This is a genomic window from Rhodococcus sp. NPDC078407, from assembly GCF_044542515.1.
In the GTDB taxonomy this organism is placed as follows: Bacteria; Actinomycetota; Actinomycetes; order Mycobacteriales; family Mycobacteriaceae; genus Rhodococcoides.
The window spans coordinates 216,852-231,337 of record NZ_JBITUQ010000002.1; the positions used below are offsets into that span (position 1 = coordinate 216,852).

Sequence of the window (14,486 nt, forward strand, 5' to 3'; positions counted from 1 at the left end):
CGTTCCACGACCGATATTCCCCATCTCGAGAAAGCGAAACCCACGAAAGTCCGATGCTGCCCGTACCGGGGTGAAACCAGTTGGTACAAACATTTATTGAACGACAGGCCGGCGGAATCGCCAGGACATACCGACACGAAGGACTTTGGTCCTCTGTTTCGATGACCGAAGGGCCGGTTCACTTCTCCTGTGCGTCGTAGGCTCGGAGGTCTGGGCGCCCAGCGTGGACGCAGGTGAGGGGGTCATCGTGGTCACGGTGTTCTTGGTGGACGATCACGAGATCGTGCGACGTGGTCTGATCGACCTCATCGACTCCGATTCGGAACTCGAAGTCATCGGAGAGGCCGGCACCTGTGCCCAGGCGCTGGCGCGAATACCGGCCCTGCAGCCGGACGTCGCGGTGCTCGACGTGCGACTTCCCGACGGCAACGGCATCGAACTGTGTCGCGAACTCCTCGCCCGCCTGCCCCACCTGAAGACGATGATGCTCACCTCGTTCACCGAGGACCAGGCCATGCTCGACGCGATACTCGCGGGCGCGAGCGGCTATGTCGTCAAGGACATCACGGGCATGGAACTCACGCGCGCGATCAAGGACGTCGGATCCGGTCGATCGTTACTAGACAATCGCGCGGCCGCGGCGCTGATGGACAAACTCCGGGCCGGAACGGCAACTCCCGGACCGATCGATCACTTGACGAGCCAGGAGCGAACGCTGCTCGATCTGTTGGGTGAGGGGCTGACCAACAGGCAAATTGCCGCCAGGATGTTCCTGGCGGAGAAGACAGTGAAGAACTACGTGTCGCGGTTGCTCGGCAAGCTCGGGATGGAGCGTCGTACCCAGGCTGCGGTGTACGCGTCCAAGCTGGCGGATACGGCCGCCCCGTCGACCGGGAAACCGGGGTCGCGGGATGGATGACCGACACGCGGACACCGGATCGTCGCTTCCACAACTGCGACTCGGTGAGTTGTTGGCCGAGGTTCAGGATCGAATAGGCCGAATCGCCGATGCCAGAGTGCAAGCCGACGGACTGCTCGACGCCATGCTCGTCGTCACGTCCGGTCTCGATCTGGAGGTGACCTTGCGCTCGATCGTGGAGTCGGCCGTTGAGCTGGTCGGAGCTCGATACGGTGCACTCGGCGTTCGAGGTGAGGGTCATGGCCTCAGTGCGTTCATCGACCACGGCATCGACGAGGACACGCGCGTGGCCATCGGCCCGCTCCCCACCGGCCGCGGGGTACTCGGACTGCTGATCGACCATCCGGCGGCGCTTCGACTCGAGGACCTCTCGGCGCATCCGGATTCGGTCGGTTTTCCGCCGAACCACCCACCCATGAAAACGTTTCTGGGCGTGCCTATTCGGGTTCGGGACGAAATCTTCGGCAATCTGTATCTCACCGAGAAGAGAGACGGCAAGCAGTTCACCGAGGACGACGAGGTCGTCACGAAGGCGCTGGCGTCCGCGGCCGGCATCGCCATCGAGAACTCGCGGTTGTACGAGGACGCACGTGTTCGCCAGGCATGGATGGAGGCAACTCGCGACATCGGCACCGAGCTCCTCGCCGGAACGGACATCGCCGAGGTGCTGCAGATGGTCTCTCGTAAGGCATTGCACCTGACCGATTCCGACGCCGCGTTCATCGCAGTTCCCGAGGACGCCGACGAGCCGTTCGAGGATGTCACTCGCCTCGTCGTCACGGCCTGCGAAGGAATCGGGGAGGAGCGGATGATGGGTGCGGTCATCCCGGTCGAGGGGTCGAGCACGGGAGTGGCATTTCGGCGTCGAACGGCTTTGCGGAAAGAGCGCCTGGACTACCGGCCCGCAGAACTGGACGGCGTGTTCGGGCCGGCATTGATTGCACCGTTCCGCGTGGCCGAGGGCGTCAGCGGTGTTCTGGTGGTGCTCCGCACGCAGGACCGGGGGACGTTCGACGAGTTCCAACTGGAACTGGTCTCGAACTTTGCCGATCAAGCCGCGCTGGTGATGCAGATGGCCGATGCCAGTCGTCGGATGCACGAACTCGAAGTGCTGTCCGACCGCGACCGTATCGCTCGCGATCTACACGATCACGTGATTCAGCGGATTTTCGCAGCGGGTCTGGCCCTGCAAAGTACGCTGCAGCGCACCGAATCCGAGGACATCAGGCAACGGCTGTCCAGGACCGTCGATGATCTGCAGGACACGGTGCAGGACATCCGAACGACGATCTTCGACCTGCAGAGCACGTCCCACTCTGCCACCCGTTTGCGTCAACGAATCAACGGCGCGGTTCTCGAACTCACCGAGAACGTCGCCGTCCGTGCCGTCGTGCGGATGTTCGGTCCGCTGTCGGTTGTCGACACCAAGCTTGCCGACCACGCCGTTGCCGTTGTGCGTGAGGCGGTCAGCAACGTGGTCCACCATGCGCGGTGCGACACGGTGACCGTCGTACTGTCCGTCGGAGACGAGCTCGAGATCGTGGTGTCGGACAACGGAATAGGTATGCCCGAGAACATCACCAGAAGCGGACTGTCCAATCTCGCGGCCCGTGCGGCGGAGTGTGGTGGATCGCTGCTCATCGGCCGCGGGCCTTCCGGCAATGGCACCGAGGTGACGTGGTCGGTGCCATTGCCCTGATCGACATGCGACACGCTCATCGGTTCGTCGGTACGACGACGACGGGGACGTCGACGGAATGCAGCACCGCACGTGAGGTCGACCGAGGAGCATCGACACGAATCCGCCGCGCCCTCGGCTACCCACTACTACCAACTGAGCCGCCTCGGACTCGTGGACCAGTGTTCGAACCGGCCTGTCCTGAACCACAACGCGTCGGATGGTGACGTCCGGATAGTCCTCGGACCAGCCGGCCAGGCTTTCGGCCAGCGAGGTCGTCTCTGCCAGTTCGGAATCGGCCCACGGGCCTTGTTCGTCTCGCGTCAACACGCTTCCGAGCTCGAGGTCGCTCCATGCATGCACAGCAACGAGGTCGACACCCCGCATCGACGCTTCCCGCAGGGCGAAGTCGATGGCTGGTTGGCTGTTGGACGTGCAATCCACACCGACGACCACTGGTCCATCCCCGTCGACGTTCGACTTGATCACGGCAACAGGGCATTTCGCGTGGGACACGACGGCGCTGCTGACCGACCCGATCAATCCGCCGGTGAACTCGCCGAGACCCCTCGACCCGACGACAAGCAGGGCAGGTGCGACATCGAAATGCGTCAGATTCCCCGCAGCAGAGCCATGTTCGAGACGAGTGTCGAGAATCAGTGAGTTACCCGCTGCGGTCTTGTGCGCAACATCGACGGCGGCGGTCAGCACCCGCTTGGCTTCGACATCCGGGTCCGAGAACGAACCGATTCGAAGACTGATGGCATCGCCGTAGGTTCCCGGCGCAAAAAGGACCGACGTGACCAACTCGAGCGGGGCGCGGCGTCGAACAGCCTCGCGTGTTGCCCAACGGACCGCGTCGAGCGAGGTGGCGGACCCGTCGACTCCGACGACTATCCGGCTCGATGCATTCATGACCGACTCCCGTCCACAGGCTTTCGTGTGCTGATACACCTCGAACATTGCTCGGTCGGGCCAGTCGCAGACAGAGTCGCAAGTCCCTCCACACACCGGGCGAAAGGCCCCGCTCTCGGCATTCGTGGTCTCGAGTACGCTGGCACCAGACGAGAACAGTCTTCGCATATCGGTCGAGGGAGAGCGTTCAGATGACACGTCCACGGGTTGTGGTGCTCGGCGGCGGATTCGGCGGGCTCTATGCCGCGCGGCGTCTGCGCAACGAGGACGTCGACGTGACAGTGCTCGAGCGCGGTACCTCGCACGTCTTCCAGCCGTTGCTCTATCAATGCGCCACCGGCTTGGTGTCCGAGGGCTCGATCGCGAGTCCGCTCCGGCACCTGTTGCGTAAACAGAAGAATGTGTACGTGGCACTCGGCGAGGCGACGTCGGTGACTCCCGTGGGCGACGGGGGAGTGGTGACGGCCAGTCGATTCGACGGGTCGACCTTCGAGTTGCCCTACGACTACCTCGTCGTCGCGGTGGGAATGCAGCAGGCGTATCACGGTCACGACGAGTACGTGCAGTGGGCACCGGGGATGAAGACCCTCGACGACGCCCTCACGATCAGGCGAAAGTTGATCTCCGCCTTCGAGATGGCCGAGTCGCTGCCCACCGCGGAGGAGCGTCGGCCCTGGCTCACGTTCGCGGTGGCCGGCGGAGGTCCGACCGGCGTCGAATTAGCCGGTCAGATAAGAGAACTCGCGACCCGGGCATTGGTGAAGGAGTTCGATTCGATCGATCCGTCGGAAGCTCGGGTCCTGCTGTTCCACGGCGGCGACCGCGTACTCGAATCGTTTCCTGACTCGCTGACCGACAGGGCGCAGAAAACGCTCGACACCGTCGGCGTGGAAACGCATCTCGGCGTACACGTCACCGACGTCACGGCCACCGACGTCGAAGTGACGACCAAGGCCGAGCCGAAGACGGTCACCCGCTACGACACGCGCACGGTGCTGTGGACCGCGGGTGTCGAGGCGGTTCCGTTCGTGAAGCAGCTCGCCGACGCGATGGGTGTGGAGCAGGACCGATCGGGCCGCATCGCCGTACGCCCCGACCTGTCGATTCCCGGGCACCGCAACGTGTTCGTCGTCGGAGACATCATGTCGCTGAACAATCTCGCCGGAGTCGCAGAAGTGGCGATGCAGGGCGGAAAAGCAGCTGCCGCGGCGATCGCAGCCGACGTATCCGGCTCGCCCCGTTCCGATTTCAAGTACCGAGACCTCGGCACCGCGGCCTACATCGCGCGTGGACACGCCTTGGTACAAGCCGGGCCATTGAGGATGTCGGGCTTCCCGGGCTGGGTGTCGTGGGGCGTCATCCACATCGCCTTCCTGGCCGGCAACCGCAATCGCATCGGAACGCTCATCAACTGGGCCGCCACCCTCGCCACCGGCACCCGACGCGAACGCGCCATCACCTTCGGCGACCCGGAAACGGCACGTAAGCCGTACAACTGACCTCAGTTCGCATTGGTGCTGGTTCCGGCCGGACCCCACCGTTCAGTAGCGTCGCCGATCTGCGGGAATCCGCGATCGGTCGACGATAGTGAACGGTCAGGTGCGGATCAGCCGATGCCGGGGATGAACCCGGGGTACACGAAGTGCCCTGGACCGCCACCGGGCAACAGCTGACCCGTCGAACCCGGGTAATTCATGTTCAGCTTGATCAGCTTGTGCGGGTTGCCGTTCGAGTCGGCCTGCCAGCAGTCCAGCAGAACACCGTGGAAAGCCGTGCACACGATTCGAGTGCTGTTGCCGTAGGGCGACGTCAATCGGTTCTTGCTGACGAACGGATTCCAGTAGTCCGGGTCCTGTGGGGTGAGGAATCCGGTGACGTCCTGGGGAGCCGTCGGACTGGGATACGGGGGCGGAGTTGGCCATTCGTCGGCGACGGCCGTTCCCATACCGAGGGCGGCAGCACCGGCGATGACGCACGCGACGACAGCTGTGCGACGAAACATCTCGATCAACTCCTTCGCTGAGGTATGTATCCAATAGACCACAGACACCCGTTCCGAGGGAACCCCTCTATGTTGAGTTCATGATCGTGGATCGCTACGGGCCAGTTGTGGCAACGGTATGCGGTGGATTCGCTGCCGGATATTCGATTCGCGAGTCGCTCGGCCAGGATCTGTTTCATATCGAGTCCTCGGGTAAGTGGTACGGGACATTCGTCACCGCGCAGTGGGCAGGCTCGCTGGCCGTCCTGGCCGCGATACTCGTGCTCGCGCTGTGTCATCGGCGACGCCCCCGGTTGTCGGCTGCCGGAGCAACCGTTGTCAGCGTTCTGTTGATGGCACTGCCGTCGTTCGCACCGATCGCGTCCAATCAAGCGGTCACCACCAACGCCCTCGGCGCGGGCGCTCTGGTGGGCGTGTGCGGACTCGTCGCCGGTGGACGCGCGCTTCCGTCTGCTGGTATTGCAGTAGGACTGCTGGGCTCGTTGCTGTTCTACCGCGCGATCTCGCCACTACGCGGACCGCGCGAGGGACGGTGGATGGATGGTTTGGCACCGCAGCTCGTCGAATCCACAGTCCCGTTCCTGCTTCTCCTCGCAACCACTGTCGTGCTGCTCGTGGCCGTTCGGCGCGCACCGGAGGGCCGATTCGAGGCCTCCGACGCGGCAGCCGCTCTCGTGCTGGGCTTCGTCTTCCTGGCGGTCTACACCTACCTCGGCAATACGACGTCGACGGTGTCCAGGTGGTTGTTCGCCGTCGTGATCGTGGTTTTTTTGACCTGCGCTGTCGCGTCCGAACTCGGTGGCCGCAACGGCCGATACCTGATGCTGGGGTTGGCGATCGCGGCGTCCGGGGTGAACTCGGTGGGATGGTCCGACGCATCGTGGTGGGTATTCGTCGGGGCCGCTGTGTTGTTCGTCGGTGCGGTGGGAGTAGGCCTGCGGCGCGACCTCACCACGGTCGCGCTCGTGGTGCTGGCCGGGGTAACGGCCACTGGTCTGCTTCCGACCGGCGACAGTGCCGTCAATGTCGTTGGAGCCATTGCATATTGCACTCTGTATCCCGTCGCCATCGGCCTGGCCGTCGGGTCGATGCAACCGACGCGCACGGTGGCGTCGACCATAGGTCCCCTGGTTCCGTTCGCGCTGACGCTGTTCTCGGTGTCGGCCCCGGTGCCGCCGCGGGTGTTCGGGTGGATGGACGGGACGTCCGACGACTACGTACAGCCCATTGTCTGGTTGTATTCGCCGCTCCCCGTCGGTGTGGTGGTCGCGAGTCTCGTCGTCTTAGGTTCCCTGGTCGTCATTCGACACGGCGAGCGCGCGCATCACGATCGCGTCTCGGAATCGTCCGGTCCATAACGCTCGGCACGTTTGCTCGAGGTAACGTCACCTCATCTTCGGCCGATGTAGAAACTCGACCGGTGTAACTCGACGAAAAGGTGAAACAGCGTGCCACGATCTCGACGATCTCGACGACACGGCTTCCGGCGAATCGGTTCGGCTACGGCCGTCGCTCTCGCAGTGGCGATTCTTCCGACCGCGCTGATGACGCCCGTCGCGTCCGCAGACGAACTGCCCGCCACGTCGACTCAGTCGAGCAACGGATCGCGCATCGAGTCGGTGAACACCCTCGACAACAAGCAGGTTCAGCTCCAGGTCTTCTCCGCGTCCATGAACCGCACCATTCCGGTGACCGTGCAGCGCCCCGCAGACGACAGCGTGTCGCGTCCGGTGCTGTACCTGCTCAACGGTGCAGGCGGCGGCGAGGATGCAGCGTCGTGGCAGTCGCAGACCGACGCCGAGGCCTTCTTCGCAGACAAGAACGCGTACATCGTCACCCCGCAGAAGGGCAAGTGGTCGTACTACACCGACTGGCTGCAGGACGATCCGAAGCTCGGCAGCAACAAGTGGAGCACCTTCCTCGGTGAAGAGCTGCCCCCGCTGATCGATGCGCAGTTCGACACCAACGGTCGTCAGTCGCTCGCAGCGCTGTCCATGACGGGTACCTCAGTTCTCAACATCGCGATCGAGTACCCGGGCAAGTTCACCGGCGTCGCGGCGTACAGCGGTTGCGCGCAGACCTCGGACCCGATCGGGCAGCAGTTCGTCAAGCTGGTCGTCGAGACCTACGGCGGCGGCAACGTCGAGAACATGTGGGGACCGCTCGACGGCCCGGTGTGGCGCGAGAACGACCCGCTGCTCAACGCCGAGAAGCTGCGCGGCACACAGATTTACATGAGCACCGGCAGTGGCCTTCCGGGCATCCCGAACGACACGTTCGCCAACCCGCGCCTCGACAACGACCCGGCGACGCTCGCCAACCAGGTCATCGTCGGTGGCGGCATCGAGGTGGCCACCAACTTCTGCACCTCGAACCTGGCCAAGCGCCTCGACCAGCTGGGAATCCCGGCCACGGTCGACTTCCGCCCGGTCGGCAACCACTCGTGGGGCTACTGGGAGGACGACCTGCACAAGTCCTGGCCGTTCCTGGCGAATTCGCTCGGCCTCTGATCCTGTAGACAACGACAACGGCCTCTCGCACGTCATGTGCGAGGGGCCGTCGTTCGTTTCCGGAGCGTGTGGATCGAGGCCGCGATCGAACGTATGATCGAACGATGGCACGGCGCGCACAACCTCGACCGGCGTCTGCCGTGCGCCCGTTCAAGCTGCTCCGACCACCGCTGAAGGTCTGGATCGACCTCAACGTCCTGTACCCGCTTCCGCCGCACCACGCGTCGAAGTTCAATCCCGAAGGCTTCGATGTGCGACGCGTGGTGCCGGGCGATCTGGTCGAGTGGTCCATCACCGTCGACGGCGACTGGCTGGGCCGAGTGACGTACGAGTTGATGTCACGGGACCGGAGCGAAACCGTCACGCATTGGGTACCCAGCCGGGCCCTCAAACCGCTGTAGACACGGAAATGGCCCCGCCTCGATCGAGGCGGGGCCATTCGGCGTTCAGGTTCAGAAGCTGTGCTTGCGGGCCTTCTTGGCGAGCTTGCGGGTGGTGCGCTTCGACGGAACGAACAGGTGTGCGGCGCTGCGGCGGCGGTTGCGTCGACGAATCAGCACGAACGCGACGGCTCCGGCCGCGGCGGCGAGCGCTGCGATGACCGGCGTGCCGACCTTCGCGGCCTGGGCAACGTCGTCGCTGTCGATGTTGCGAACGGTGTTCCTCACGTCGTCGGCGACCGCGGAGGCCTTCTGGGTTGCCTTGTCGGCGACCTCAGAGGCCTTTTCCTTCACCTCGTCGGTATCGACGCTCTGAACCTTGTCCTTGACGGTGTTCTTGACGTCCTCTGCCACGTCAGCGGCCTTGTCAGCCGCGTCGGAGGCTGCATGCTTTGCTTCCTTGGCGGTATCCGCTGCGGTGTCGGCAACGTTCTCGGCCGCATCGGACACGGAGTCCGCAGCCTGACGAGTGTTGGCCTTGGCCTGATCGGTGGCACCCTCGGCGCGGAGGCTGTCGTCACCGGTGGCCTCGCCGACCTTCTCCTTCGCAGTCCCGGCCAGTTCTTCTGCCTTGTGCTGAGCCTTGTCGATGAAGTCGGCCATCGGTGCGTACCTCTTTCGTGTAGGTCATCTCCGGACATCCGGAGCTGGGGGCGTCGCGGACGACGCCGATAAGTATGAGTCGAACCGGCTGCTCCGAAACATACGTCCGACGAGAGTGTGATGGGTCACGTTGAGTGGGAGGATTCTTCCTTGTGCATCTTGTCCATCCGCGCGGCCGAAATCTCGGTGCATTGCACCTGCCGCACAAGCTCGTTCTGCGTCACAGTCGATGGTGTCCTGATGGACGCATCGATCGTCACTGCGGTCGATTCGATGTCGAGGGGAGTATCCACGATCATGAGCGGCAGCAGAGTATTCGTCATAGGTGTCGGTATGACGAGATTCGAGAAGCCAGGGAGCAAGTCCGGATGGGATTATCCGGATATGGCCCGAGAATCGGGTACCACTGCTCTTGTCGACGCCGGCATCACCTACGCAGACGTGGAACAGGCGCACGTGGGGTACGTCTACGGCGACTCGACATGCGGGCAACGGGCCGTCTACGAGCTCGGGATGACCGGCATTCCGATCACCAACGTCAACAACAACTGTTCCACCGGGTCGACCGCCTTGTATCTCGCGACCCAAGCAATCCGGGGAGGCCTTGCGGACTGTGCCCTGGCGCTCGGGTTCGAGAAGATGCAACCGGGCTCGCTGTCGGTGGCTTACGAGGACCGAGTGATGCCGCTCGGCCTACACATTCAAGCCGAGGCCGAGCTGTTCGACTTCCAATTCCCCGCCGCTCCCTGGATGTTCGGTGCAGCCGGCCGGGAACACATGGACAGGTACGGCACCAGCACCGAGCACTTCGCGCGCATCGCGATGAAGAATCACCTCCACTCGGTGAACAATCCGTACGCACAATTCGACGTCGAATACTCGCTGGAAGACATCACGGGCTCGAAGATGATCTACGAGCCGGCAGGATTGACGCGCTTGCAGTGCTCGCCCACCTCCGACGGATCCGGTGCTGTGATCCTGGCCAGTGAAGCATTCGTGGAAGAGCGCGAGCTGTGGGATCGGGCGGTCGAGATCGTCGGTCAGGCGATGGTGACCGATCTGCCGTCCACGTTCGACGATCACAGTGCCATCAGCATCGTCGGTGCGGACATGACCCGTCACGCGGCACGAAAGGTATACGAGCAGGCGAACATCGGACCCGAGGACATCGATGTCATCGAATTGCACGATTGCTTCTCGGTGAACGAGTTGCTCACCTACGAGGCTCTGGAACTGTGCGACGAGGGCATGGGTGGGACGTTGATCGATCAGGATCTGACCACCTACGGTGGCACCTGGGTCGTCAACCCCTCCGGCGGCCTCATTTCCAAAGGTCATCCACTCGGTGTTACCGGGTTGGCGCAGGCCAGCGAACTTACGTGGCAGCTGCGCGGGACGGCAGGTGATCGCCAGGTGTCGGATGCGCGAATTGCATTGCAGCACAACATCGGACTCGGTGGTGCCGCGGTGGTCACCGCCTATCGCGCGGTGTCCTGATTATCTCGAAGCCTCCGGCAAGAAGGTGCAGATCATGATGGCACACGAGGATGCGTTGCTGGTCGCGTTCGCACCGGCATGGGAACCGTACGCTGTCGAGTCGGACCTCAGTCGCCCGCGCCGTCGGAGGCTTCGTGCACCGACGTCGATTCAGCAGATTCCTCGGCGCTGTGAATTTCGACGTCGTCTGCGAAAGCCAGTGTTCCGGAGTCGAGGGCAATTGCCCACCGGCGCATCGGCGCCCACGTCCTGTTCAGTTCTGTCCTGTCGACCGTGAACTCTGCATAGTCCTCGATCAGGGTCCCGATGCCTCCCTGCCCATTCGCGGACCGTATTCGGACCCTGTCACCCACTGCCGGGTCACTGGAGAAGGCCGTCTTCTTGTCGGCCTGGCTGGGCTTCTTTCGGGCTGGCATCGGGATTCCTGTTCTGAGTCCTGTGTAGGGGTCAGCGGGCGCGGGTGACGAACGCGGCGATGGCCGCACTGGCGGGCTCGGGAAGTCCGCTGTTCTGCTTTTCGGCGGCGGTGACCACGTCGTAGTGGCGATACCCCGGTAGATAGATCGCGTTTGCCGGAACCAACGCGCCGTACTTGACGTTCTGTACCGGAGAGTCGCCGGACAACAGCGTCAGTACCGGAACCGTGGTCGGCGTACTCTGCCAACGCTTTCCGTGCAGGAGATGCTCCAGAATGCCTCCCTCACGATTCTGCAGACCGGCGAGCTCACCGTTGCGAATACCGCCCAGCGCGAATGCGGTGTCGGTGATCAGCCGCAGTGGGGTGAAACGCTCGAAGAAGTCGACAGGTGCAAGGCCCGGAGTCATCGCCCGGGCCAGCTGATCGATGTCGGTGACTTCATGATCGGCGTCGGTCGGCGTGCCGTTGGGTGAGCCCGGCAGCTCGATCTGTGAAGGCCACACCTGGTCGTAATTACGCCAGCCGCACAGTGTGTTCGAATCTGCGGGGGTGTAGTTCTGGCCGTATCCGACGCGGTGGGGAATGACCAGCAGCTGTCCGATGATCGGGATCGAGGTCAAACCGTTGGGAACGGGGTAGGTCTTGCCCGTCACCGCGCAGTCATAGAATCCGGTACCGGCCTGGAGTACATATTCCGACGAGTTCTGATCGAAGTACATCCCGAGCGCTGCCTGATTGGTCAACCGCTGCTGATCCGGAAGCTTCTGCGGCACAATGAGATCGACATAGTCTGCCCCGTAGAAGGCGCGCATCCACGCTTCGGTGGTCAGGTCGCGCGGCGCGGCTTGCGACAGGTCGCTCTCGGCTTCCGGGTTCTGGTGGGCTGCCATCGCGGCGAGGTTGTAGGTGTTCATGATGTTGCCCGCGCTCACGATGGGAGTCTCCGCAACCGGCAACAGATCGGTCACTGCACCGGCAACGTCACGCAGACCACCGAGCGAGTCGGAGAGCAGCTCGTCGACCAGGCCGGTGCCGGCAACTCCGACGGGGTCCGTGATGGCCAAACCGTCCAGCGCGATGCCGCCACCACCGCAGAGCGTGAAGCCGGCGTCGTCGATGGTGGCCGGATCGGTGTCGAAGTCCCACGCCAGCATCGGTCCGACCAGGAACGCGCCGAGTGAATGCCCGCCGCAAAACGACTTACCGCGATCGGCGGGGTCGGGCAGTACCTGTTCGATCACCACACGCCAGTCGTCCAGTGCCAGTGCCAGCCCGAACTCGCCCAGGTAGGACAGTGATTCCGGTGTCGGCGGCGCGTAGTGCTTGCCGTCGACCTCCTTGCCTTGGAAGTAGTACTCGGCCGCTCGGTGGTAGTCGTTCTCCCGTGCGGCAACATCCCAACCGGAGTTGTCCTCGGCGCAGTTGGCGCGGCGGTCGAGGGCTATGTATTCGACGAACTTGCCCTGTGCGGCTGCTTTTCGTACCACCTGGGGTGCCTGCGGAGCCAAATTGGTTGCACCCGAATAGGTGCCGGGCTGAACAGTGATCACCGCATCGGCTTCGGAACTGTTCTGCGGTCCGTCTTTGTGCCGGTAGCGCAAGTAATCCAACCACTCGCACTCCGGTGGTACCGATACTCCCGCCAGATAGGGGCTGGCGTACCGGACGCGCACGTGTGTCTGTTCGATGTCTGTGCCGAGCGCAGGGTCTCCCACGACAGGTTCGGTCGTGACATCGGTCGCCGTAGGTGTCTGTGGGGGAGCCGGCTGTGCCGACGCTGCAGCCGAACTCGTGATCACCAACCCGAGGATCGAGCCGGCGATCAAGGTGGAACGAATCCAGGACGGTGTGTGCATCGTGCGGCTCCTCGGTGTGTGCATCACTGGATACCGGAGGTCAGTGACGTCATGGCCTTGCGGTCGATCTTGCCCGTCGTGGTCCGGGGTAGTTCGTTGACGAACAAGACATCGCGTGGGACTTTGAACCTGGCCAGTTCGGATCGGATGTACTGCCGCACAGCATCTTCGGTGAGCGTTGGATTGCGTCGGACTACGACCGCGGACAGGCGCTGGCCGAACTCGTCGTCCTGGACCCCGGTCACGGCGGCGTCGTCGATATCGGGATGGGCGTAGAGCGTGGCCTCGATCTCGCCGGGGAAGACGTTCTCGCCGCCGGATACGATCATGTCGTCGTCCCGGCCGTCGACGAACAACAGTCCGGTCGAATCCCAATGTCCCACATCGCCGGTCGACATGAGACCGTGTGCGATGGTTTTGTTGCCGCCGGACGAGTAGCCGTGGAAGGAGATGGAGTTTCCGACGTGGATCGTTCCCTCGCGGTTGGGTTCGGTGACGATGTTCCCCTCGACATCGACTAGCTTCACCACGATCCCCAGTGGTGGCCGGCCGACGGTTCCCGGACCCGCCAGCCAGTCCGCGGGGGTGGCTATGGTGGCTGTTCCGGTTTCGGTACAGCCGTAGTAGTTGTAGATGACCGGACCGAATCGTTCGATCGCTCGGTTGCCCAGGCTCGGAGCGAGGGCTGCTCCTGCAGTGAAGATTATGCGCACACTGGTCGTATCGCGCACGGCGACGTCCGGGCTGCTCAACATACGATGGAGCATTGTCGGAACCAGGACGACGGCATCGCAGCGGTGAGATTCGATCTGCTCCAAGGCACGAGATGCATCGAACCGGCCGTGTAGGACGATCGTGCATCCCAGGTTGAGTCCGATGATGAATTGGGAGAGTGCAGTTCCATGAAACAGTGGCGCGCACAGTAGGACTGTCTGCCCGTTCTCCAAGGGCACTCGGTCGAGAAACTGGGCCGACGCGAATGCCGAATCGACCGACCGAGGAGCACCCTTGGGAGTACCTGTCGTTCCGCCGGTCAGAAGAACGAATGCACCCTGACGAGAAGGTGCCGGGACAGGGGTATCGACACTGCCGGCAGCGGCGGTGTCCGCGGGATCGCCCAATCGAGAAACATGGGCGGGTAGCTCCGCGAGAACGACGAAAAACTCGGAATCACTCGCTACCGCAGTGACTTTCTCGCGCACGGCAACATCGGCGAATTGGCGCGCACTGAATCCGGTGTTCATCAGCACGAGCCGGGACCCGAGCTTGGCTGCGGCGACCATCGACAGCACGAGGCCACGGTGATCACGGCACAGTACGGCAATGGTCGACTGTTCACCCAGGCCGCGATCGGCCCACAGGTGGGCGAGGATGTTGCTCGCGCGATCGACCTCGCGGTACGTCATCGGCCCCGAGTCATCGACGAGAGCCACTCGATCGCCGTACCACTGCGCGCCGGTGGTGATTCCACTGGCGATAGGTCCGAACCTACGCACAGCTGTGGACTTCTGGCGCACGCGCAGTGGCCTTTTCAGGTCGATGATGCCGGCGCGTTGCATCACGGAGATCTGCCGTGTGCGGAGTACTCCGGACGCCATGGCGGCTTGGGCTCTGGTCACGATGTTCGGTCCCCTTCGGTGGCCCACGC

Annotated in this window: 13 protein-coding genes and 1 pseudogene; 7 read left to right on the forward strand and 7 right to left on the reverse strand. The window is 63.4% G+C overall.

The window, feature by feature from the left end:
• Nucleotides 1–247 precede the first annotated feature (247 nt).
• Nucleotides 248–919: a response regulator gene (locus ACIGGF_RS03475; protein WP_397520154.1), complete on the forward strand. Its 672-nt coding sequence runs from the start codon at nucleotides 248–250 to the stop codon at nucleotides 917–919.
• The gene (locus tag ACIGGF_RS03480) at nucleotides 912–2,618 is read left to right on the forward strand and encodes a GAF domain-containing protein (RefSeq protein ID WP_397520050.1); all 1,707 of its coding nucleotides are present in this window, start codon (nucleotides 912–914) and stop codon (nucleotides 2,616–2,618) included. The genes ACIGGF_RS03475 and ACIGGF_RS03480 overlap by 8 nt, the downstream gene beginning before the upstream one ends.
• A 138-nt stretch (nucleotides 2,619–2,756) precedes the next feature.
• Here ACIGGF_RS03480 and ACIGGF_RS03485 read toward each other — a convergent pair.
• Nucleotides 2,757–3,680 (reverse strand): annotated as a pseudogene (locus ACIGGF_RS03485) (universal stress protein); the annotation flags it as partial.
• 23 nt (nucleotides 3,681–3,703) lie between these two features.
• Here ACIGGF_RS03485 and ACIGGF_RS03490 point away from each other — a divergent pair.
• Nucleotides 3,704–5,011, forward strand: coding sequence for an NAD(P)/FAD-dependent oxidoreductase (locus tag ACIGGF_RS03490; RefSeq protein ID WP_397520051.1), 1,308 nt, complete (start codon nucleotides 3,704–3,706; stop codon nucleotides 5,009–5,011).
• A 107-nt stretch (nucleotides 5,012–5,118) separates the two neighbouring features.
• Here ACIGGF_RS03490 and ACIGGF_RS03495 read toward each other — a convergent pair whose 3' ends face one another.
• Nucleotides 5,119–5,514 carry a hypothetical protein gene (locus tag ACIGGF_RS03495; protein WP_397520052.1) on the reverse strand — a complete coding sequence of 132 codons (396 nt, stop codon included), beginning with the start codon at nucleotides 5,512–5,514 and terminating at the stop codon, nucleotides 5,119–5,121.
• 80 nt (nucleotides 5,515–5,594) lie between these two features.
• Here ACIGGF_RS03495 and ACIGGF_RS03500 point away from each other — a divergent pair, with 80 nt between their 5' ends.
• From ACIGGF_RS03500 to ACIGGF_RS03510, 3 genes are all read left to right on the forward strand, one after another.
• A complete protein-coding gene (locus tag ACIGGF_RS03500; RefSeq protein ID WP_397520053.1) occupies nucleotides 5,595–6,872 on the forward strand; it encodes a hypothetical protein in 1,278 nt (425 codons plus the stop codon).
• Between the two features lie 90 nt (nucleotides 6,873–6,962).
• Nucleotides 6,963–8,024, forward strand: a complete 1,062-nt coding sequence (locus ACIGGF_RS03505) for an alpha/beta hydrolase (RefSeq protein WP_397520054.1) — start codon at nucleotides 6,963–6,965, stop codon at nucleotides 8,022–8,024.
• Between the two features lie 104 nt (nucleotides 8,025–8,128).
• On the forward strand, nucleotides 8,129–8,425 hold the full coding sequence (locus tag ACIGGF_RS03510) for a hypothetical protein (protein WP_397520055.1): 297 nt from the start codon (nucleotides 8,129–8,131) through the stop codon (nucleotides 8,423–8,425).
• Between the two features lie 51 nt (nucleotides 8,426–8,476).
• Here ACIGGF_RS03510 and ACIGGF_RS03515 read toward each other — a convergent pair whose 3' ends face one another.
• Both ACIGGF_RS03515 and ACIGGF_RS03520 read right to left on the reverse strand, forming a co-directional pair.
• The gene (locus tag ACIGGF_RS03515; RefSeq protein ID WP_397520056.1) at nucleotides 8,477–9,067 is read right to left on the reverse strand and encodes a CsbD family protein; all 591 of its coding nucleotides are present in this window, start codon (nucleotides 9,065–9,067) and stop codon (nucleotides 8,477–8,479) included.
• Nucleotides 9,068–9,192: 125 nt separating this feature from the next.
• Nucleotides 9,193–9,390, reverse strand: a complete 198-nt coding sequence (locus ACIGGF_RS03520) for a hypothetical protein (protein WP_397520161.1) — start codon at nucleotides 9,388–9,390, stop codon at nucleotides 9,193–9,195.
• Between ACIGGF_RS03520 and ACIGGF_RS03525 the strand changes: the two genes are divergently transcribed.
• Entirely contained in the window at nucleotides 9,365–10,564 is a 1,200-nt protein-coding gene (locus tag ACIGGF_RS03525) for a lipid-transfer protein (protein WP_397520155.1), read from the forward strand. The two genes, ACIGGF_RS03520 and ACIGGF_RS03525, sit on opposite strands and share 26 nt — an antisense overlap.
• Nucleotides 10,565–10,671: 107 nt before the next feature.
• On the opposite strand, the gene ACIGGF_RS03530 is transcribed toward ACIGGF_RS03525, so the two are convergent.
• The 3 genes from ACIGGF_RS03530 to ACIGGF_RS03540 are packed head-to-tail and all read right to left on the reverse strand — an operon-like array spanning nucleotide 10,672 to nucleotide 14,436.
• On the reverse strand, nucleotides 10,672–10,980 hold the full coding sequence (locus ACIGGF_RS03530) for a hypothetical protein (RefSeq protein WP_397520057.1): 309 nt from the start codon (nucleotides 10,978–10,980) through the stop codon (nucleotides 10,672–10,674).
• 31 nt (nucleotides 10,981–11,011) lie between these two features.
• On the reverse strand, nucleotides 11,012–12,838 hold the full coding sequence (locus ACIGGF_RS03535; protein ID WP_397520058.1) for a hypothetical protein: 1,827 nt from the start codon (nucleotides 12,836–12,838) through the stop codon (nucleotides 11,012–11,014).
• A 23-nt stretch (nucleotides 12,839–12,861) separates the two neighbouring features.
• Nucleotides 12,862–14,436, reverse strand: a complete 1,575-nt coding sequence (locus tag ACIGGF_RS03540) for an AMP-binding protein (protein WP_397520156.1) — start codon at nucleotides 14,434–14,436, stop codon at nucleotides 12,862–12,864.
• Between the last annotated feature and the right edge of the window lie 50 nt (nucleotides 14,437–14,486).

Coding starts and splice junctions, on each gene's coding strand:
- ACIGGF_RS03480 (WP_397520050.1), top strand. CDS start 912: ATGGATGACCGACACGCGGACACCGGATCGTCGCTTCCACAACTGCGA.
- ACIGGF_RS03490 (WP_397520051.1), top strand. CDS start 3,704: ATGACACGTCCACGGGTTGTGGTGCTCGGCGGCGGATTCGGCGGGCTC.
- ACIGGF_RS03495 (WP_397520052.1), bottom strand. CDS start 5,514: ATGTTTCGTCGCACAGCTGTCGTCGCGTGCGTCATCGCCGGTGCTGCC.
- ACIGGF_RS03500 (WP_397520053.1), top strand. CDS start 5,595: ATGATCGTGGATCGCTACGGGCCAGTTGTGGCAACGGTATGCGGTGGA.
- ACIGGF_RS03510 (WP_397520055.1), top strand. CDS start 8,129: ATGGCACGGCGCGCACAACCTCGACCGGCGTCTGCCGTGCGCCCGTTC.
- ACIGGF_RS03515 (WP_397520056.1), bottom strand. CDS start 9,067: ATGGCCGACTTCATCGACAAGGCTCAGCACAAGGCAGAAGAACTGGCC.
- ACIGGF_RS03525 (WP_397520155.1), top strand. CDS start 9,365: ATGAGCGGCAGCAGAGTATTCGTCATAGGTGTCGGTATGACGAGATTC.
- ACIGGF_RS03520 (WP_397520161.1), bottom strand. CDS start 9,390: ATGACGAATACTCTGCTGCCGCTCATGATCGTGGATACTCCCCTCGAC.
- ACIGGF_RS03530 (WP_397520057.1), bottom strand. CDS start 10,980: ATGCCAGCCCGAAAGAAGCCCAGCCAGGCCGACAAGAAGACGGCCTTC.
- ACIGGF_RS03535 (WP_397520058.1), bottom strand. CDS start 12,838: ATGCACACACCGTCCTGGATTCGTTCCACCTTGATCGCCGGCTCGATC.
- ACIGGF_RS03540 (WP_397520156.1), bottom strand. CDS start 14,436: ATGGCGTCCGGAGTACTCCGCACACGGCAGATCTCCGTGATGCAACGC.